Raw genomic sequence first — 19,805 nt, forward strand, 5'->3', positions numbered from 1 at the left:
CCGCCGAGGCCCCTGACGGCCTCGTTGCCGACGGGCGTATCCGAACGCATTCGGCGGCGCGGGAACAGGCGGTGCGCCGAGGCGTGCGACGAGCGGTCGCTCAGTGCGGCGAATGGTGCGGTGAACGGTCGAAGGGCCGTCGGGGTCGGCCGGTACGACCAGTTCAGCTAGGTATGCGGCAATGCTTGTTGCTTATCCGGTATGAAGATCTGTGTAGTCGGATGGTCGTAATCATCCGAACATGGAGTCGAGCAGATGACGCAGCGCATCCGACCGGGCGCCCTGGCCGCCCTCGCCCTTCTGCTCGCCGCGGCCACCGGCTGCACCGGGCAGCAGCCCCCGGCCCCCGCGCCGAGCGGACCGCCCGCCGCCGCCCGGGGCGCGGGCGGCCAGGACGCCGACGGGCCGCGCCCGTTCACGCTGCTGGCCGCGGGCGACGTCCTGCCGCACTCCTCCGTCATCGACCAAGCCGCCGCCGACGCGGACGGAGCCGGTTACGACTTCGCCCCGATGCTGGCGGGCGTCGCCCCGGTCGTCTCCGGCGCGGACCTGGCGTTCTGCCATATGGAGACGGTGTACGGGAAGGAGGGCGGCCCCTACACCGGCTACCCGAGCTTCAAGTCGCCGCCCGAGGTCGCCGCCGCCCTGCGCACCACCGGGTTCGACTCCTGCTCCACCGCCTCCAACCACACGCTCGACGACGGGGCCGAGGGCGTCTCGCGCACCCTCGGAGCGCTGGATCAGGCGGGCATCCGGCACGCGGGCTCCGCCCGTACGGCCGCCGAGGCTGCCCGGCCCACGATCCTGCCCGCCGGGCCGGGCAAGGGCGCGGCCAAGGTCGCCCACCTCGCGTACACCTACGGCACCAACGACATCCCGCTGCCCGCCGGCCGGCCCTGGACGGTCAACGTCACCGACGAGCACAGAATCATCGAGGAGGCCCGGGCGGCCCGGCGCGCCGGCGCCGATGTCGTCGTCCTCTCCGCCCACTGGGGCACCGAATGGCAGGACGAACCCGACGCGCAACAGCAGGAGCTGGCCCGGCGGCTCACCGCCTCCACCGACCGGGGCCGCCCCGACATCGACCTGATCATCGGCACCCACGCCCATGTGCCGCAGGCGTACGAGAAGGTCAACGGCACCTGGGTCGTCTACGGCATGGGCGACCAGATCGCCGGAGCGATGATCAACTACGAGGGGGCCCAGGACCCGCGCGGCAACCAGAGCTCGATGGGCCGCTTCACCTTCGCGCCGCCCGCGAAACCCGGTGAGCGCTGGACCGTGAAGAAGGCGGAGTTCGTGCCGCAGTGGTACGACACCGCCACCGGACGCGCCGTCAACCTCAACGCCTCCCTCGACTCCTTCGGCGAAGGGGCCGAGCACCTCCGCGAGATCCGCGACCGCATCCGCACCGTGGTGCTCGGCCGGGGAGCGGAGGGCGACGGGCTCGTCATGGGCGAGTAGCGGTCGGCGGCGGGGCCTACGGCACCACGGTGACCGGCCAGCGCCCCGCCTTCACCAGGCGTACGGCCACCGAACCGATGAAGCGGTGCCCGGCCGACTCCGAGGCCCCGACCACCACCGCGTCCGCCTTCAACTCGTCGGCCGCCGTCACCAGGCCGTTGTAGGGGTCGCCCCGGAAGGTGTGGAACTCCCAGCGCATGTCCCACGCGTCACTGAAGCGCTCCGTCGCCGCGCGGATCTCGGCGGCCAGATCCTCCGCGACCTCGCCCGTGGTGTCGCCCACCGGCGCGCCGAGCGCGGCGCCCGCCGTCAGGACCGGCTGGACGTACACCAGCGCCAGCATGGCGTTCTGCCGTCGGGCGAGTCCGGCGGCGTAGGCCGCCGCGCGCATCGACGAATCGGAGCCGTCGAGCCCCGCGACGATCACCTTGGGGCCGTCCGTACCGCGTTCGAACTGATGAGGCTGCTGCTCTGTCACGGCACCGAGGCTATCGGCTCGCCCGGAAGGCGCCGATCCGGGACGGCGACGGGCTCCGGGGAAGATGAACATACTGCGTCGATCGGGTACAAAACGGTCGGCGTCCGTGTCGGGCTCCGTGTCGACGGCCGGAGCGGACGTCCGGCCGTGCGAGCAGTTGGCCATGAGAAGTGATCACACCGGACCCGAGCGCCGCACCCTGCTGAGGGTCGCCCTCGGCCTCGGCGCCGCCACCGCCGTGCATCTGATCGCCGCCGATCCGGCGTCGACGCCCAGCCGCCCCGCACGGACCGCGGGCACTCCGCCCGCCGCGGCCGCGGGACCTCCGGGACAGGTGCGCGGCCGGCCCTCCCCGTACCGGCTCGACCCCATGACCGCGAACACCCCGCCCCGGTACAGACCGGCCCGGCCGCCCGTGCGCACCCGGCCCTTCGAGCACCTTCCCGAACTCGGGCACTCGATGGTCCTCACCTTCGACGACGGCCCCGACCCGCGCTACACCCCGGGCATCCTGGCGACCCTGCGCGAGCACGCGGTCCGCGCGATGTTCTTCGTCTGCGGCGAGATGGCCGAAGGCAACGCGGACCTGCTGCGCGAGATGGCCGACGACGGTCATGTGGTGGGCAACCACTCCTGGTCCCACCCGCTGATCCCGAAGCTCTCGCGCTCCGCGATCCGCGACGAGCTGGGACGGACCAGCGAGGTGGTGGAACGGGCGCTCGGGACCGCGCCGCTGTGGTACCGCGCCCCGTACGGTGCGTGGAACCGCAACTCCTTCGAGATCGGGGCCGAGTTGGGCATGGAGCCGATGGCCTGGACCGTGGACACGCTCGACTGGAAGACACCGGGGACCGGCACGATCGTCCGCCGGGTGCTGGACGGTGCGGCGCCCGGCGTCGTCGTCCTCTCGCACGACGCGGGCGGCGACCGTTCGCAGAGCGTCGCGGCCCTGCGCCGCTATCTGCCCCGGCTGCTGGACTCCGGGTACCGCATCACGGTGCCGCACCGCGTCTGAGCCCGGGAGCACCCGCGCGCACACGGCTGTGCCCCCGGCGGACCGCCGGGGGTACAGCCACTGGGGCGCTCCGGGTCAGCGGGTGTCGACCAGCCGGGCGAACACCACCACGTTGCCGTCGTAGCCGCCGGCCTTGGAGTAGCCGCCGCCGCAGGTGATGACCCGCAGCTCGGCGTGGCCGGTGTCGCCGTAGACCCGGGCGCCGGGGAAGTCGTTCTTGGCGAAGACCTCCACCCCGTACACCTCGAAGATCCCGACCCGGCCGTCGTAGCGGGAGACCTCGACGCGGTGGCCCTTCTGGAGCGAGCCGAGGCCGTAGAAGACCGCGGGCCCGGACATGTTGTCGACATGGCCGACGACCACGGCGGTGCCCTTCTGGCCGGGGGCGATGCCGTTCTGGTACCAGCCGGCGAGGTTGGGGTCCTCGGCGGGCGGGGCGTCGATCCACCCGTTGGCGTCCAGATTGACGTCGATGACCGGAGCGTCCACGTCGATGGAGCCGATCTTCACGCGCGAGGCCGGGGCGTACGGCAGCGGCTGCACCGGCTCGCCCTCCACCGGCGGTCCCGCCGTGTCCTTGCCCAGGTCCAGCGAGGCGGCCGCGGCGGGCTGCGGCGGGCCCGCCTCCCCGAACTCCGTGCCGTTGCGCATGAGGGCGAGGCCGCTGAGCAGCACCAGGGCGATCGCACCCCATGGCACACGTCTGGTCCGCTCGGCGCCAGCGTAGTCCCGGCCCATGGTTCTCCCTTCGTCGCGACGCTGTGAACGCTAAGGGCGCCGGGTCCGGGCGGCGATCAGAGAGGGGCGAACGGGTGGCGGCGGTACCGGGGGTCCACCGGATGACTGCCCATCGGAGTAATGAGCAGATAAAAGTTCTGACGGTCTGTGACCTGCGGATCCGTCAGGTTCGAGGGTTTTCGTACGGCGTGTCGCGTCACCAGGGTGGAGCAGTGCCGAAGTGCGAGCCGACGATCGTCTGGTGAGTGTTCGTCATGGGAGACGTTCTCGTCGATCCAGCCCGGGGGACAAGCCCCCGGGGGCGTTTCCCGCTGGAGGTTCACACGATGCGTGCTTCACGCGCTCTCGCGGTCACCGCGACCGCTTTCGCGGCCGTCGGGCTCGCGGCCCCCATGGCCGTAGCCACCAATGGTCCGGTCAACGTCGCCGTCAACCCTCAGGCCGTCCACCAGGGCGGCACGGTGAAGATCACCGCGCAGGGCTGCGGTCACGGCGGCAAGGTCTGGTCGAACGCGTTCCCGACGACCACCCTCTCCGCGGGTGACGGCACCAACTACGCCCACGCCCGGGTCCGTGACAACACCACGCCGGGGCAGTACCACCTCTCGGTGAAGTGCAGCGACAACGACCGGATCGCCACGCACAAGTTCACCGTGCTCGCCGGCAACGGCGCGCAGGGCGGGCTCGGCGGCACGATGGGCCCGAGCTCCGTGGAGATGCAGGTCGGCGGCGGTCTGGTGGCCGCGGCGGCCGTCGGCGGCGCGGTCTTCCTGGTCCGGCGCCGGCGGACGAGCCATGCGGCGTTCTAAGGCGTCGAACCTCCCGCCCGGCCCGATACGCCCGTCGCCCCGAGTCCTGGATCAGGACCCGGGGCGACTGTCGTGCGCCGCATGCTCGCGGTCAGTGGCGGCGGTCGGCGGAGCGGCGGCGTGCGAAGTAGAGGGCGCCCGAGGCCGCCGTGACCACCAGGGCCGCACCGGCGGCGACCTCCACCGTGTCGGTGGTGCCGGAGCTTCCGCCGAGGCCACCGCGTACGCCGCCCGGCACGAGGGCCGTCGAGCTGGCGGTCGGGACCGTGGTGGGGGTCGGCGTGGGGGTGGGGGTGTTCGTGGCGCCGCCGGTGATAGTCAGGTTGACGTTCCGGGAGGTGCCCGTGGAGCCGCAGGCGAACGTCACCGCGTAGACGGCGCCCCGGCGGGCGTCCGTGTCGACGGTGGCGGTGGCCGTCGTGCTGCCGCTCGGGATGGTGACGGTGTCGAAGATGCCCGAGCTGACGGTCGTCTCGCCCGTGCAGCCACCGGCGCCGAGGGTGACGCGGCCGCCCGGTGCGATGACCGACGGGCTGATCGTCGGATTGAACGTGCTGGAGGCCCCGTCCGGCGCGGCGAAGGCGGCGGACGGGGCCAGCAGCGTCAGGGCACTGGCGCCGAGCAGGGCGAGCGGTGCGACACGTATCGCGCGCATGGTGGATCCTCCGGGTTCCCCGAGGGGCAGCTGCGGAACCAATTTCCACATAGCAGGAAAAATGCACCTCGATGCCCGACACGCTAGGAGCGGTCCCCCCGGCCCGCGATCGGGGTCCGGCGAATGGGTCAGTCTGTCCCCCGGCCGGCTCACGGACCGCCTCACCGGCCGGGGGAGCGGGCGGTCAGCGGACGGCCCCCGGGAACATGTCGAGGAACGGTTCGGCGGTGGCCGAGATGCCCCGGCCGAAGGGCGCGTCGAAGTCCCAGATCAGGAAGAGCAGAAAGGCGATCAGCGCGCTGAACAGGCCCGCCAGGAGCAGTTCGCGGAAGGTTCTGCGGATCTGGAGGGTGAAGATCAGCCCCACGGTCACCAGCGCCCCGATGATCAGCCCGAACCAGACCACCCCGGGCATCGTCGCCCCGGCGTTCTGCCCCCGTGAGCTTCGCGCGTCGTCGGCCGCCGCCACCTGGTCGACCAACGGCTGGTACGCCTGTCCCTCGTGGTCGGTCTTCGGTTCGTAGTCGGTGACGTCGGCCCGCACCCTGTCCAGCAACTGCGTACCGCGCTCGGTGAGCGTGTTCCGCTCCGACATCACCTTCCACTCGTCGTGGACGACATGGCTGACATAGGCGTCGACGTCCGCCCGGATACGGTCGCGGACCTCGGCCGGGTAGACGGAGGCCCGCGCCTGCACCTCGTGCAACGCCTGCGCCTCGATGCGTACGGACTCCTGGGCGGCGCTGCGGCCCTCCCAGACCCCGGCGATGGCGAGCCCCAGGACGATCGCGTAGACCACGCCGATCATCATCGTCATGTACTCGATGACGTCGGGCGTCTCGGACGGGTCGTCGTCATCCCCGACACGCCGGTTGTTCAGGACGGCGATGGTGAGGACGACCGCGCAGGCGGACGCCATGGCAATGCTCAGTACGAGCCATTCGGACATGCATCTCTCCTGGTCAGCGGGTTGACCGCGGCCGCAGTACGGCGACGGCGAACACCGCCGGGGCGGTGATGAGCAACGTCAGGGACACCAGTGAGGGCCCGCTCCTCGGCTGCTTGCGGGTCGGTTTGCGGTACGTCGGCAGGGCGACGGCCCGGGGTTGCGGAGGCTCGGTCCGTGCCGGGGGCTTCGGCGTGGGCGAGGGCTTCGGTGGCGGTGCGGGCGCCGGAGGCGGCGGGGGTGGCGGAGGCGGCGGAGGCGGCGGCTCCTCGACCACCGGTGGCGGTGGCGGTGGCGGTGGCGGAGGCGGTGGCGGAGGCGGAGGTGGCGGGGGAGGTGGTGGAGGCGGGGGCGGTGGCTTCGGTGGGGGCGGTGGCGGAGGTGGCTCCGGCTCGGAGACCGCGACACAGCCCCCGTCGCCCGCCACGGCGACCGAGGAGCCGCCGTCGCCCTGCCCGATCGAGGCCACCGCGCAGTTGTCGGCGGACGCGGGCAGCGGTACGGCTGTCAGCCAGAGGAGTGCGGCGACCGTCGTGAGCCGCGCGATGCGTGATCCGTACACGATCGGGAGCATGATCCACACCGCTGCGGTACACGCGGTTCCGCCGGATGATTCGCCTGATCGTGGGGATAATCGGCCATTCGTGTTTGCGCCCGTGCTCGCTTCCGTGTTCGCCCCGCGATCTTCGGCCGCCGAAATTCTTCTCGGTTCTCCTTTGAACGCGACCCTGTCGACGCCCCGTACCTAGGGCCATGAACGGCGCGGTCCCGCGCCGTCATCGGAAGCGATACGACGAAGCACCACGGGAGTCGACATGAACACCTGGCGCAACGCCTCGCTCGCGGTCACCGCCGCGGCTCTGTTGACGCTCACGACGGCGTGCGGTCAGGAGCAGGGAGACGCATCGCCCAACGGCCAGGCGGTGGGCAACGCGGCCCCGGCCCAGCAGCCGGCCGACAGCGGCTACGGATCGGCCGGCGGGGGATACGGCTCCGGGGCCGACGCGGAGGCGACGGAACCGAAGGAAGCCGGTCAACTCGCCGTCCAGGACAGCAAGAAGCTCGGAAAGGTTCTCACCGACAGCGAGGGCTTCACGCTCTACCGCTTCGACAAGGACACCGCCAACCCGCCGAAGTCCGCCTGCGAGGGCGAGTGCGCCAAGGTCTGGCCGGTGGTCGCCGCGGGCAACGCCACCGCCGCGGCCGGTACCGACGCCGACCTGCTCGGAGAGGTCAGCCGCGCCGACGGCACCAGTCAACTCACCGTCGACGGCTGGCCGATGTACCGGTACGCGAAGGACACCGCCCCGGGCCAGGTCAACGGACAGGGCGTCGGCGGCACCTGGTTCGCCGCGGCCCCCGACGGCAAGAAGGCGGCGAAGAACGCCGACAGCGAGGGCGCGGCCGAACCCGCCGATCCCGCCGGTCTTTCGGTCCGCAAGGACCCGGAACTCGGCGACATCGTGGTGGACGGCCGCGGGATGACGGTTTACCGCTTCACCAAGGACTCCGCCTGGCCGATGAAGACCGCGTGCACGGGCGAGTGCCTCAAGAAGTGGCCGGTAGTGGCCCCCATGGCCAAAAATGCGGTGGACGGTGTGACGACGAAGGGATTCGTCACCTTCGACCGTCCCGACGGCATCAAGCAGCAGACCATCGACTGCTGGCCCATCTACACCTTCGCGGGCGACGCCAAGCCCGGCGACACCAACGGACAGGGCGTCGGCGGCACCTGGTATGCCGTTTCTCCCGATTCCAAACTCGTCGGCGCTCCCAAGTAATCACGGGCCCCGCCGAACAAGCACCCAGGAGCCCCAAGTAGCCCCGAATCACCGGGAAACGGTGACCGGAGTGCCGGTCCGTCGCTGTCCGCATACGCGCAGCGACGGATCGGCCGTTGTTGCCAGCGGAGTGTGACCAATAACGGATCGCTAATTTCCGTTTCCACTCGCTCTCTTGGCGGTCGATCAGTAGCCTCTGGTCAACACTGACCATGAACATGGCCGGATCGCCGTGGCGACTTGTTGGAGACATCGATGGAGCGTCCCGCCTGGGCACCGCAGGGCATTGACATTTCGGTGCCGAGCGTGTCTCGCATGTACGACTTCTATCTGGGCGGATCGCACAATTTCGAGGTGGACCGGGAAGCCGCGCGCAAGGCCATGGAGTTCCTCCCGGGCCTTCCCAAGATCATGCAGGCCAATCGAGCCTTTATGCGCCGCGCCGTCCGCTACGCCATCGCCTCGGGCATCGACCAGTTCCTGGACATCGGCTCCGGCATCCCGACCTTCGGCAACGTCCACGAGGTCGCCCAGGCCGCCGACCCCGCGGCCAAGGTGGCGTACGTCGACCACGACCCGGTCGCCGTCGCCCACAGCCAGGCGGTGCTGGAGGGCAACGACCGTGCGGTGATCGCCGCCGCCGACCTGCGCAACCCCAAGGAGATCCTGGCGAACCCGCAGGTCACCGGACTGCTCGACCTGGACCGCCCGGTGGCCCTGCTGCTCGTCGCGGTGCTCCACTTCATCGAGGACGCCGACGACCCGCGTGCCGCGGTCGCCGAACTGCGCGAGGGGCTGGCCCCCGGCAGCCTGATCGTCCTGACCCACGCCTCGTACGAGGGCATCCCGATGCCCAAGGAGGAGGCGGCCGGCACGGTCGGCGTCTACCGGAACATCCGCAACCCGCTGATCATGCGCTCGCACGAGGAGATCGGTCAGTTCTTCGAGGGCTACGAGATGGTCGAGCCGGGGCTCGTGTCGATGCCCGCCTGGCGGCCCGACAACCCGCAGGCGCCCGAGCAGGAGGACCCGTACGCCTTCTCGGGCTTCGCAGGGGTTGGGCGCAAGGCGTGAGCATTCCCGCCCAGGCGTCCGGGGAACCGGACGCGGAACCAGACGGCCCGGAAGGCCGGCTCCGGAGATTCGCCAGGATCTGGAGCCGGGCCATCTTCCCCCTGACCGCCACCTCCCTCACCCGGCCGGAGTTCGAAGAGCATCTGCTGCCCCTGGCACGCGAGCTGAACGGCATCCTGCACGCCCGCCCCTTCGACGCCTCGCCCGCCCAGCGGATCGGCGCGGCCCTGATCGACGCGCACTGCACCGACCCGGACGCCCTCAGCTCCACGCTCGGCGTCGTCGACTCCTACCTCGTGCTGTACTGCGGCGGCAACGGACCGGAACCGCTCTCCACCGAGGACGGCCGGGCCCGCTGCGCCCGGATCCAGCACACGCTGGCCGCCGGCTTCACGTCGGCCCTGCGCGAGCGCACGCTCGCCGAGCAGGAGGCCATCGCCCGCTCGGCGCTGACCGCCCGCTCGCACGCCGAAGAGGCCCTGCACGCCACCGAGGCACGCTTCCGCGCGGTCTTCAAGGACGCGGCCATCGGCATCGGCATCGCCGACCTGGACGGCAACATCCTGGAGATCAACGACACCCTCACCAAGATGTTCGGCGGTCTCGAGCACCACGTCCGCAGCCACAAGGTGAACGAGTGGGTCCACCCCGAGGACTCGCCGCAGGTGTGGAAGTACTACGACGAGCTGGTACGCGGCGAACGCGACCACTACCGGGTCGAGAAGGCGTACTACCGCAACGACGGCACCGTCCTGTGGACCAACCTCACCGTTTCGCTGCTGCGGGACTCCGAAGGGCGTCCCGAGTACCAGCTCGCGCTGATGGAGGACACCACCGAGCGGCGGCTGCTGAATCTGCGGCTGCGCTACGAGGCCACCCACGACGCGCTCACCGGACTGCCCAACCGGACCCTGTTCTTCGAACGTCTGGAGAAGGCCCTCGCCGCTCAGGAAGGCATCCGCTTCGGCCTCTGCTACCTGGACCTCGACGGCTTCAAGGCCATCAACGACAGCCTCGGCCACGCGGCCGGCGACCGGCTCCTGGTCGAGGTCGCGGACCGGCTGCAGAGCTGTGCGCCGGCGCCCGGCGAGATGGTCGCCCGGCTCGGCGGCGACGAGTTCGTCGCCCTCACCACCGGACCGGACACCGCCGACCAGGTGGACGAACTGGCCGGCCGCATCCTGAACGCGCTCGCCACCCCCATCCGCCTCGACGGCCGTGAACTGACGGTCCGCGGCTCGATCGGCGTCGTCGAGGGGCCCTCCGGGGAGCGCAGCGCCGCCGAGGTGCTGCGCAGCGCCGACATCACGATGTACCGGGCCAAGGCGGCGGGCGGCAACCGCTTCCAGCTCGCCGACGCGGAGGCCGACGCGCGTGCCATCACCCGGCACGGGCTGACCACCGCGCTGCCGGCCGCCCTGGACCGGGGCGAGTTCTTCATCGAGTACCAGCCGCTGGTGCACCTGGGCGACGGCACCGTGCACGGCGCCGAGGCGCTCGTACGGTGGTGCCATCCGCAGCACGGCGTGCTCGGCCCCGACCGGTTCATCCCGCTCGCCGAGCACACCGGGCTCATCGTGCCGCTCGGACGCTGGGTGCTGGAGGAGTCCGTACGGCAGGCGAACTTCTGGCAGGAGCGGCACAGCGACGGAGGCCCGCTGCGGATCAACGTCAACCTCTCGCCGACCCAGCTGCACCACCCGCGCCTGGTCGCCGAGACGGTCGATGTCCTGGAGCGGTCCGGTCTGGAGCCGGGAGCGCTCTGCCTGGAGGTGACCGAGTCCGCGCTGATCGGGGCCGACGACGACCTCCTCAAGCCGCTGCGGCAGCTCGCGGAGATGGGCGTCGACATCGCGCTCGACGACTTCGGCACCGGCTACTCGAACCTGGCGAACCTGCGGCGGCTGCCGGTGAGCGTGCTCAAGCTGGACCGTTCCTTCACCCGGGGCATGCAGCAGCACCCGGCGGACCCGGTCGACCTGAAGATCGTCGAGGGCATCGTGTCGCTGGCCCACAGTCTGGAGCTGGCCGTCACGGTGGAGGGCGTGGAGACGGGCGCCCAGGCCGAGCAGCTGCGACGGCTCGGCTGCGACACCGCCCAGGGCTGGTACTACGCCCGCCCCGGGGCCCCGGACCGCATCCACTCGCTGCTGCTGGCGGACGCGGTCTGACCTTCGCCGTCGCCGGGCGGGGACAGGCCGCCCGGCGGACCGCGTACAGCGGTTCGCCCGCCCGGTGAGCCGTCCGCCGGACCGTCCGCCCGGCGGAACGTGTACGTATCCGGCCCGTCGCGCCCGGCGTGCCGCCCGGTCAGCCGGTGTCCGGGCCGTGCTCCAGCAGCATCCGCTGGAGTTCCCGCGCGGCCCGGGGCGGGGCCACGTCGCTGCGGTGCGCCAGCGCGATCGTGCGCCGCAGCCCGGCACCGGCCAGCGGAGTCCTGCGCAGGTCGGGTCCCGCGCGCCGGGCCGCCATGCTCGGCACCACGGCGATGCCGAGCCCCGCCCGGACGAAACCGAGCACCGCGTCCATCTCGCCGCCCTCGACGGTGAACGAGGGCTCGAAGCCCTCCGCGCGGCAGGCGGCGAGCGTCAGCTCCCGCAGGTTGTACCCGTGCCGGAACATCACCAGCGGCGCCCCCTCCAGATCCGCGACCCGGACCCGGCCGCCCCGCCCCGGCGCCGGCTCCGCCGCCGAGGACACCACCACCAGGTCCTCGTGCAGCAGCTCCACCGTGGTCAGCGCGGGGGAGGCGGCCGGCAGCGGCAGCACCACCAGCGCCAGATCCAGCGTTCCGCGCGCCAGCTGACGTACGAGGTCGTGCGAGCCGCCCTCCTCCAGCAGCAGCCGCACCCCCGGATGCCGGTCGTGGAAGGCCCGCAGCACATCCGGCAGCAGCCCGGTGCACAGGCTCGGCGTCGCCCCCAGCCGCACCCGGCCGCTGCGCAGCGAGACCAGCTCCTGGACCTCCTGCCGAGCCGTCTCGGCGTCCGCGAGGATCCGCCGGGCCAGCGGCAGCAACGCCTCGCCCGCGTCGGTGAGGGCGATGTTGCCCCGGGCCCGGCTGAACAGATCCGCGCCCAACTCCGTCTCCAGCGCGCGGATCTGCTGGGAGAGCGAGGGCTGTGAGACATGCACCGCCTCGGCGGCCCGGGTGAAGTGCCGGGCCTCGGCGACGGCCACGAAGTAGGTGAGCTGCTGGAAGTGCATGAGCCCGACGATAACCTCTGTCGATAGCCAGTGCCTATGGAGATCAGCCGGGCCATGTCTTGGACTGATCGGACCCTTCGCCCCTACCGTCAGGTTCATGGCATTGGCAACGCGGACGGACCGACGGCCGTCGATGACGCGTACGCTCTGGGACTCGACCGTCGGCAAGAAAACGATCATGGCCGTGAGCGGTCTGATCATGCTCGGGTATCTCGTCGCCCACATGGTGGGAAACCTGAAGATCTTCTTCGGACCCGGTGAGTTCGACGGCTACGCCCACTGGCTGCGCACCATGGGTGAACCGATCCTGCACTACGAGTGGGCGCTCTGGATCGTCCGGGTGGGGCTGGTCGCCGCCGTCGTGCTGCACGGCGTCTCCGCGTACCAGCTGAGCCGGCGCGACATCAAGGCGCGCCCGGCCAAGTACGTCCACAAGAGGCCACGGGCCAGTTACGCCACCCGGACCATGCGCTGGGGCGGGATCATCCTCGCGCTCTTCATCGTCTGGCACATCCTCGACCTGACGACCGGCACCGTCCACACCAGCTTCGAGGCCGGGCACCCGTACCAGAACGTCATCGACACCTTCTCGACCTGGTACGGCAACGTCATCTACATCGTCGCGGTGCTCGCCGTCGGTCTGCACGTCCAGCACGGCTTCTGGAGCGCCGCGCAGACCCTGGGCGTCGGCAACGCGACCCGCGACCGCATCCTGAAGACCCTCGCCAACCTCCTCGCGGCAGTGCTGACCCTGGGCTTCATCTCCGTACCCGTCGCCGTCATGACCGGAGTGGTGAGCTGACATGCCCGACTACACGCAGTACCGCACGGGCGAGCCCGCCGTCGACACCAAGGCCCCCGAGGGCCCCGTCAACGAACGCTGGGACACCCGCCGCTTCCAAGCGAAACTCGTGAACCCCGCCAACCGGCGCAAACACACCGTCATCGTCGTCGGCACCGGTCTGGCCGGCGGCGCGGCCGGCGCCACCCTCGCCGAACAGGGCTACCACGTCGTCCAGTTCTGCTTCCAGGACTCGCCCCGGCGCGCCCACTCGGTGGCCGCCCAGGGCGGCATCAACGCGGCGAAGAACTACCGCAACGACGGCGACTCCATCCACCGGCTCTTCTACGACACCGTCAAGGGCGGTGACTTCCGCGCCCGGGAGTCCAACGTCCACCGGCTGGCGCAGATCTCGGTGGAGATCATCGACCAGTGCGTCGCCCAGGGCGTGCCCTTCGCCCGCGAGTACGGCGGCCTCCTCGACAACCGCTCCTTCGGCGGTGTCCAGGTCTCCCGCACGTTCTACGCGCGCGGCCAGACCGGACAGCAGCTTCTCCTCGGCGCCTACCAGGCGCTGTCCCGGCAGATCGCCACCGGCGGCGTCGAACTCCACGCCCGTACCGAGATGCTGGACCTGATCGTGGTGGACGGAAAGGCGCGCGGGATCGTCGCCCGCGACCTCGTCACCGGGAAGATCGACACCTACTTCGCCGACGCGGTCGTCCTGGCCACCGGCGGCTACGGCAACGTCTTCTACCTGTCGACCAACGCCATGAACTCCAACGCCACCGCGATCTGGCGGGCCCACCGGCGCGGCGCCTACATGGCCAACCCCTGCTTCACCCAGATCCACCCCACCTGCATTCCGCGCACCGGCGACCACCAGTCCAAGCTGACGCTGATGAGCGAGTCGCTGCGCAACGACGGCCGCATCTGGGTGCCCAAGGCCGAGGGCGACACCCGCCCGGCCAACCAGATCCCCGAGGACGAGCGCGACTACTACCTGGAGCGCATCTACCCCGCCTTCGGGAACCTGGTGCCCCGCGACATCGCCTCCCGCGCCGCCAAGAACGTCTGCGACGAGGGGCGCGGCGTCGGCCCCGGCGGGCAAGGGGTCTACCTGGACTTCGCCGAAGCCATCCAGCGCATGGGCCGCAAGGCCGTCGAGGCCAAATACGGCAACCTCTTCGACATGTACCAGCGGATCACCGACGAGGACCCCTACACGGTCCCGATGCGGATCTACCCCGCCGTGCACTACACGATGGGCGGCCTCTGGGTCGACTACGACCTCCAGACCACCATCCCGGGCCTCTTCGCCATCGGCGAGGCCAACTTCTCCGACCACGGGGCCAACCGGCTCGGGGCCTCCGCCCTGATGCAGGGCCTCGCCGACGGCTACTTCGTCCTGCCCTCCACCATCAACGACTACCTCGCCCGCAACCCGCACACCGAGGACGTCGACGCCGAACACCCCGCCGTCGCCGAGGTGGTGGCGGAGACCGAGGACCGCATCAACCTGCTGCTCTCCGTCGACGGCGACCGCACCCCCGACTCCTTCCACCGGGAGATCGGTGAACTCATGTGGGAGTACTGCGGGATGGCGCGCACCGAGGACGGTCTGCGCAAGGCGCTCGCCAGAATCCCGGAGATCCGCGAGGAGTTCTGGCGGCGGATCAAGGTCCCCGGCACCGGCGAACAGTTCAACCAGTCGCTGGAGAGGGCGAATCGCATCGTCGACTACCTGGAGCTCGCCGAGCTCATGTGCCTCGACGCACTGCACCGCGCCGAGTCCTGCGGCGGCCACTTCCGCGAGGAGTCCCAGACCCCGGACGGCGAGGCCGAACGGCGCGACGAGGAGTTCTCCTACGCCGCCGCCTGGGAGTTCACCGTCACCGGCGGCGCCCCCGTCCTGCACAAGGAAGACCTCGTCTTCGAGTACGTCCACCCCACCCAGCGGAGCTACGCATGAAGCTCACCCTGCGCGTCTGGCGTCAGCGCAACGCCGAAGAGCCCGGCGCCATGGCCACCTACGAAGTCGACAACATCTCCGCCGACATGTCGTTCCTGGAGATGCTCGACACCCTCAACGAGGAACTCACCCTCGCCGGGGACGAGCCCGTCGCCTTCGACCACGACTGCCGCGAGGGCATCTGCGGCGCGTGCAGCCTCGTCATCAACGGCGACGCCCATGGCCCGGAGCGCACCACCACCTGCCAGCTCCACATGCGGTCCTTCGCCGACGGCGACACGATCGACATCGAGCCCTGGCGGGCCTCCGCCTTCCCGGTCATCAAGGACCTGGTCGTCGACCGCTCCTCCTTCGACCGGATCATCCAGTCCGGCGGCTACATCTCCGCCCCCACCGGCACCGCCCCGGACGCCCACGCCACCCCGGTGCCCAAGCCGGACGCCGACTTCGCCTTCGAGCACGCCGAGTGCATCGGCTGCGGAGCCTGCGTCGCCGCCTGCCCGAACGGCTCGGCGATGCTGTTCACCTCGGCGAAGGTCAACCACCTGGGCGTCCTGCCGCAGGGCGCCCCCGAACGCGAGACCCGCGTCCTGGACATGGTGGCCCAGATGGACGACGAGGGGTTCGGCGGTTGCACCCTGGCAGGCGAGTGCGCCACGGCCTGCCCCAAGGGCATCCCGCTGCCCTCGATCGCCGCGATGAACAAGGAGTGGCTGCGGGCCACCCGTAAAGTCCGCCGCTGACGGAGGAGTTGATCCCGTACGGCTCCGAACTCCCGGGAGCGGTACGGGATCAGCTCCGCAGCGCCCCCTGCGCCCTAGCGCCGCAGTGCCTTGGCCAGATACGGCGCCGTGCGGCTCGCGGCGGCACGCGCCACCTCCGCCGGAGTGCCGGTCGCCACGATCCGCCCGCCCCGGTCCCCGCCCTCGGGCCCCAGGTCGATGACATGGTCCGCGCCCGCCACCACGGCCATGTCGTGCTCCACGACCACCACCGTGCTCCCGCCGTCGACCAGCGCGTGCAACTGCCGCATCAACACCTCCACATCGGCCGGATGCAGCCCCGTCGTCGGCTCGTCCAGCAGATACAGCGTGTGCCCGCGCCGGGTGCGCTGGAGCTCGGCCGCCAGCTTGATGCGCTGCGCCTCGCCGCCGGACAGCTCCGTGGCGGGCTGGCCGAGCCGCAGATATCCGAGCCCGACGTCCAGCAAAGTGGTCAGCGCACGCTCGGCGGCCGGCGTCCCGGCGAAGAACGAGGCCGCCGACTCCACGGTGAGGTCCAGGGCCTGAGCGATCGTCAGACCGTCGAGGGTGACCTCCAGCGTCTCCGGGTTGTAGCGCGCACCGTGACAGTCCGGGCAGGGCGCGTAGGTGCTCGGGAGGAACAGCAGCTCCACCGAGACGAAGCCCTCGCCCTGGCAGGTCTCGCACCGCCCGCCGCTCACGTTGAACGAGAACCGCCCCGCGCCGTAGCCGCGCTCCCGCGCCTTCTCCGTCCGCGCGAAGAGCTTGCGTACCGCGTCGAACAGGCCGGTGTACGTGGCCAGATTGGACCGGGGCGTCCGGCCGATGGGCTTCTGGTCGACCTGGACGAGCCGGTCCACCGCCTCCAGGCCGGTGGCCTCCGCGCAGTACCGCTCGGCCACACCGGGCTCCTCGCCCGCCTGCCGGTCCGCCAGCACTCCGGCGAGCACCTGGCCGACCAGGGTCGACTTGCCCGAGCCGGACACCCCGGTCACCGCCGTGAACACCCCGAGCGGGAACGCCGCGTCGACGCCCCGCACATTGTGCCGCTCCACACCGCCGAGCCGGAGCCACCCGGACGGCGTACGCGCCCGGCGTACCGGCCCGGCCCCCTGTCCGCCCTCCGGGAACAGGAAGCGGCGCGTCGCCGACTCCGGGACCTGGGCGAGCCCTTCCGGCGGTCCGCTGTGCAGCACCCGCCCGCCGTGCTCCCCGGCCAGCGGGCCCACGTCCACCAGCCAGTCCGCCCGCCGCACCACATCCATCTGGTGCTCCACCACGAAGACCGAGTTCCCGGCCTCCTTCAGCCGCCCCAGCACCCCGAGCAGCGCCTCGGTGTCCGCCGGGTGCAGCCCGGCCGACGGCTCGTCCAGCACATAGACCACGCCGAACAGTCCCGACCGCAACTGCGTGGCCAGCCGCAGCCGTTGCAGCTCACCGGAGGACAGGGTCGGGGCCGTCCGGTCCAGGCTCAGATAGCCGAGCCCCAGCTCCGTCACCGTCCCGATCCGCGCCAGCAGATCGCCCGTCAGCACCCGGGCCGTCTCCTCACCGCCCGCGCCCGCACCGCCGGCCCCGGCACCCGACAGCACCTCGGCCAGATCGGACAGCGGCAGCCCGGCCAGCTCCGCGATGGTCCGCCCGGCGAAGGTCACCGCCATCGCCTCGGCCCGCAGCCGGCTCCCACCGCACACCGGACACGGGGCACTGGTCAGGAAACGCTCCGCCTTCGCCCGCAGGGAACGGCTCTTGGTGTCGGCGAAGGTGTGCAGCACATAGCGGCGCGCGCTCATGTACGTACCCTGGTACGGGCGTTGGATCCGGCCGGCGTCCCGTACCGGATGGACCGTCACCACCGGCTGCTCGTCGGTGAACAGGATCCACTCGCGGTCCTTCGGATCCAGCTCCCGCCACGGCCGGTCGACGTCGTACCCCAGCGCGTCCAGCACATCCCGCAGATTCTTGCCCTGCCAGGCCCCCGGCCACGCGGCGATCGCCCCGTCCCGGATCGACAACGCCGGGTCCGGGACCAGCAGCTCCTCGTCCGTCCGGTGGATCCGCCCCAGCCCGTGGCACTCCGGGCACGCGCCGACGGCGGTGTTGGGGGAGAAGGAGTCGGAGTCCAGCCGCTCGGCCCCCGGTGGATAGTCCCCGGCCCGGGAGAAGAGCATCCGCAGCGAGTTGGAGAGGGTGGTGACCGTCCCGACGGACGACCGGGCCCCCGGCGCGGAGCGCCGCTGCTCCAGCGAGACGGCGGGCGGCAGCCCGGTGATCTCCCCGACCGCCGGTGCGCCCACCTGATGGATCAGCCGCCGCGCGTACGGCGCGACGGACTCGAAGTAGCGGCGCTGGGCCTCCGCGTAGAGCGTCCCGAAGGCCAGCGAGGACTTCCCCGAGCCCGACACGCCCGTGAAGACCGTCAGGGTGTCGCGCGGGATGTCGACCTGGACGTCCTTGAGGTTGTGCTCGCGGGCGCCGCGCACGCGGACGTACGGATCGTGGGGGGAGGGCATGGGGCTCGGCTCCGTACGGGTGGGGTTCTGACGCCTTGGGACAAACAGTTCGATTCTAGGCGTCGGCGCCGACGGAGGCCGCCCGGGATCCGGCGGCGTGCCTCACGGGGCGCAGGCGCGGACGACCGCGTCGGTGTCCCAGTAGAACGGCCGCATCTCGGAGATCAGGCCGTCCCGGACGGTGAGGGTCTGGAGGACGGGGAATGTCAGCTCCCGCCTGGTTGCCCGGGACCTGGCGCGGACGATCGTGTGCACCACCGAGATTTCACCGGTGGCCAGGAAGTCTTGCTCCACCAGCTCGAACATGGCCCAGATGTCGCTCATCGCCAGGAAGAACCGCTCCATCCCCCGGTGTCCGCGCCAGACCCCGCCGTACGGGAGCGCGGCCGCCTGGTGCAGGACCACGTCGGGCGCGAAGCAGGGCGCGAGGAGGTCGAAAGAGGCGGTGCCGGGTCCGCCGGCCGCCAGATAGCGGGCTTCGGCTGTGTACATGGCGGTGAGGACCGCCCGGGAATCCGTCGTCGGTGAGTGGGTCATGCCTCCCAGCGTTCCCGCTCCTCGTGGCCGGGTCCGGCGGTTATCGGACGTCGAGGCCTCGTTGCCGCACCCGCTCGTCGATCCGGGCGATCCGGGCGAGCCGCCGCAGCGAGTCCGTCAGCGCCTCGCGGTCGTACGTGCTGGTGGTGACGAGCACCTCGTCCGCCCCGGTCTCCGTGATCGCCTTCTCCAATTGCTCGGCCACCTGGTCCTCGGTGCCGTGGACATGGCCGTCGAGCCCCTGCTCGTACAGCCTCCGCTCCTTGGCCGTCATGGTGAGGGCCTCGACGCGTTCGGCCGGGGCCAGCGGCGGAAAGTCCCCGTGCGTACGGGAGTAGGCCATGGCCCACGCCTCCGGTACGAGCAGCCGGCGGGCCGCCTCCTCGGTGCCGGCGACGGCCACCGAGCCCGCGACGATCACCTCGGGCCGCTCGGCGCGCGCGGAGGGGCGGAAGTCGCGGCGGTAGACCTCGATCGCGCGCAGCACCTTCTCCCGGCCGCGCAGATCGCCGATGACGAGCGGGAGCCCGGCGGCCGCGGCGACGGCCGCGCCCTCCCCGATCGCCAGGACGTACGCGGGGATGTGCAGGCCCTCCGCCGGATGGGCGTGGACCCGGGGGTGGGCCTGTTGCGTGCCGTCGATCCAGCCGAGCAGTTCGGTGAGCCGTCCGGGGAAGTCCTCGGCGTCCTCCTTGCCGTGGCCGAGCGCCCGGCGCACGCCGTCGGTGAACCCCACGGAGCGGCCGAGCCCCATGTCGATCCGGCCGGGGAAGAGCGAGGCGAGCACCCCGAACTGCTCGGCGACGACCAGCGGCCGGTGGTTGGGCAGCATCACCCCGCCGGTGCCGACCCGGATGGTGGAGGTCGCGGCGGCGACGGCGGCCGCCAGCACCGTCGGCGCGGACCCCGCGACCCCGGGCACACCGTGGTGCTCGGAGACCCAGAAGCGGTGGAAGCCGAGCGCCTCCGCCTCCCGCGCCAGGTCGACGGTGTCGCGCAGCGCCCGGGGCGCGTCGTGCCCCTCACGGGTGCGCGAGCGGTCCAGGACGGAGAAGCGGGTCGAGGCGATCACAGAGCTCACGCTCTGTTCAA

The 19,805-nt window shown here is 71.4% G+C and carries 17 protein-coding genes; 9 read left to right on the forward strand and 8 right to left on the reverse strand.

Translation table 11 applies throughout. The features are described 5' to 3' along the window. Positions 1 to 255 precede the first annotated feature (255 nt). Positions 256 to 1,464: a CapA family protein gene (locus tag KV381_RS33675; protein WP_030088974.1), complete on the forward strand. Its 1,209-nt coding sequence runs from the start codon at positions 256 to 258 to the stop codon at positions 1,462 to 1,464. Between the two features lie 16 nt (positions 1,465 to 1,480). Here the strand turns inward: KV381_RS33675 and KV381_RS33680 are convergent, their stop codons facing one another. Beyond that, complete coding sequence (locus KV381_RS33680; protein WP_030088972.1) at positions 1,481 to 1,942, reverse strand: universal stress protein; 462 nt, start codon at positions 1,940 to 1,942, stop codon at positions 1,481 to 1,483. A gap of 163 nt (positions 1,943 to 2,105) precedes the next feature. Between KV381_RS33680 and KV381_RS33685 the strand changes: the two genes are divergently transcribed. After that, positions 2,106 to 2,957 carry a polysaccharide deacetylase family protein gene (locus KV381_RS33685; RefSeq protein ID WP_030088970.1) on the forward strand — a complete coding sequence of 284 codons (852 nt, stop codon included), beginning with the start codon at positions 2,106 to 2,108 and terminating at the stop codon, positions 2,955 to 2,957. A 75-nt stretch (positions 2,958 to 3,032) separates the two neighbouring features. Here the strand turns inward: KV381_RS33685 and KV381_RS33690 are convergent, their stop codons facing one another. After that, complete coding sequence (locus tag KV381_RS33690) at positions 3,033 to 3,695, reverse strand: class F sortase (protein ID WP_030088968.1); 663 nt, start codon at positions 3,693 to 3,695, stop codon at positions 3,033 to 3,035. Between the two features lie 326 nt (positions 3,696 to 4,021). Between KV381_RS33690 and KV381_RS33695 the strand changes: the two genes are divergently transcribed. Further along, a complete protein-coding gene (locus tag KV381_RS33695; protein ID WP_030088967.1) occupies positions 4,022 to 4,504 on the forward strand; it encodes a hypothetical protein in 483 nt (160 codons plus the stop codon). A gap of 91 nt (positions 4,505 to 4,595) precedes the next feature. On the opposite strand, the gene KV381_RS33700 is transcribed toward KV381_RS33695, so the two are convergent. Then, positions 4,596 to 5,159 carry a hypothetical protein gene (locus tag KV381_RS33700; RefSeq protein WP_030088966.1) on the reverse strand — a complete coding sequence of 188 codons (564 nt, stop codon included), beginning with the start codon at positions 5,157 to 5,159 and terminating at the stop codon, positions 4,596 to 4,598. Positions 5,160 to 5,343: 184 nt separating this feature from the next. Beyond that, positions 5,344 to 6,108 (reverse strand): DUF4239 domain-containing protein, encoded by a 765-nt coding sequence (locus KV381_RS33705; protein WP_030088965.1) that lies wholly within the window; start codon positions 6,106 to 6,108, stop codon positions 5,344 to 5,346. 812 nt (positions 6,109 to 6,920) lie between these two features. Here KV381_RS33705 and KV381_RS33710 point away from each other — a divergent pair. The 3 genes from KV381_RS33710 to KV381_RS33720 all read left to right on the forward strand — a co-directional run bounded on the left by KV381_RS33710 (position 6,921) and on the right by KV381_RS33720 (position 11,131). Then, positions 6,921 to 7,886, forward strand: a complete 966-nt coding sequence (locus KV381_RS33710) for an SCO0930 family lipoprotein (protein WP_030081596.1) — start codon at positions 6,921 to 6,923, stop codon at positions 7,884 to 7,886. A gap of 255 nt (positions 7,887 to 8,141) precedes the next feature. Continuing rightward, complete coding sequence (locus KV381_RS33715; protein WP_030081598.1) at positions 8,142 to 8,960, forward strand: SAM-dependent methyltransferase; 819 nt, start codon at positions 8,142 to 8,144, stop codon at positions 8,958 to 8,960. Further along, positions 8,957 to 11,131 carry a bifunctional diguanylate cyclase/phosphodiesterase gene (locus KV381_RS33720; protein ID WP_030081600.1) on the forward strand — a complete coding sequence of 725 codons (2,175 nt, stop codon included), beginning with the start codon at positions 8,957 to 8,959 and terminating at the stop codon, positions 11,129 to 11,131. The genes KV381_RS33715 and KV381_RS33720 overlap by 4 nt, the downstream gene beginning before the upstream one ends. A 139-nt stretch (positions 11,132 to 11,270) precedes the next feature. Here KV381_RS33720 and KV381_RS33725 read toward each other — a convergent pair whose 3' ends face one another. Continuing rightward, a complete protein-coding gene (locus KV381_RS33725; protein WP_030081602.1) occupies positions 11,271 to 12,167 on the reverse strand; it encodes a LysR family transcriptional regulator in 897 nt (298 codons plus the stop codon). A gap of 97 nt (positions 12,168 to 12,264) precedes the next feature. Here KV381_RS33725 and KV381_RS33730 point away from each other — a divergent pair, with 97 nt between their 5' ends. The 3 genes from KV381_RS33730 to KV381_RS33740 are packed head-to-tail and all read left to right on the forward strand — an operon-like array spanning position 12,265 to position 15,663. Then, complete coding sequence (locus KV381_RS33730; RefSeq protein WP_078611157.1) at positions 12,265 to 12,969, forward strand: succinate dehydrogenase cytochrome b subunit; 705 nt, start codon at positions 12,265 to 12,267, stop codon at positions 12,967 to 12,969. Position 12,970: 1 nt separating this feature from the next. After that, positions 12,971 to 14,920 (forward strand): fumarate reductase/succinate dehydrogenase flavoprotein subunit, encoded by a 1,950-nt coding sequence (locus tag KV381_RS33735; RefSeq protein WP_086779305.1) that lies wholly within the window; start codon positions 12,971 to 12,973, stop codon positions 14,918 to 14,920. After that, complete coding sequence (locus KV381_RS33740) at positions 14,917 to 15,663, forward strand: succinate dehydrogenase/fumarate reductase iron-sulfur subunit (protein WP_030081608.1); 747 nt, start codon at positions 14,917 to 14,919, stop codon at positions 15,661 to 15,663. Before KV381_RS33735 ends, KV381_RS33740 begins: the two co-directional genes overlap by 4 nt. Positions 15,664 to 15,737: 74 nt before the next feature. Here KV381_RS33740 and uvrA read toward each other — a convergent pair whose 3' ends face one another. From uvrA to KV381_RS33755, 3 genes are all read right to left on the reverse strand, one after another. Then, positions 15,738 to 18,176 carry an excinuclease ABC subunit UvrA gene (uvrA, locus tag KV381_RS33745; protein ID WP_218786992.1) on the reverse strand — a complete coding sequence of 813 codons (2,439 nt, stop codon included), beginning with the start codon at positions 18,174 to 18,176 and terminating at the stop codon, positions 15,738 to 15,740. 102 nt (positions 18,177 to 18,278) lie between these two features. Beyond that, complete coding sequence (locus KV381_RS33750) at positions 18,279 to 18,713, reverse strand: nuclear transport factor 2 family protein (RefSeq protein WP_030622878.1); 435 nt, start codon at positions 18,711 to 18,713, stop codon at positions 18,279 to 18,281. Positions 18,714 to 18,753: 40 nt separating this feature from the next. Beyond that, the gene (locus KV381_RS33755) at positions 18,754 to 19,785 is read right to left on the reverse strand and encodes an MsnO8 family LLM class oxidoreductase (protein ID WP_030081614.1); all 1,032 of its coding nucleotides are present in this window, start codon (positions 19,783 to 19,785) and stop codon (positions 18,754 to 18,756) included. Positions 19,786 to 19,805 lie beyond the last annotated feature (20 nt).

The organism is Streptomyces sp. WY228, assembly GCF_019287315.1.
Taxonomy (GTDB): Bacteria; Actinomycetota; Actinomycetes; order Streptomycetales; family Streptomycetaceae; genus Streptomyces; species Streptomyces caviscabies.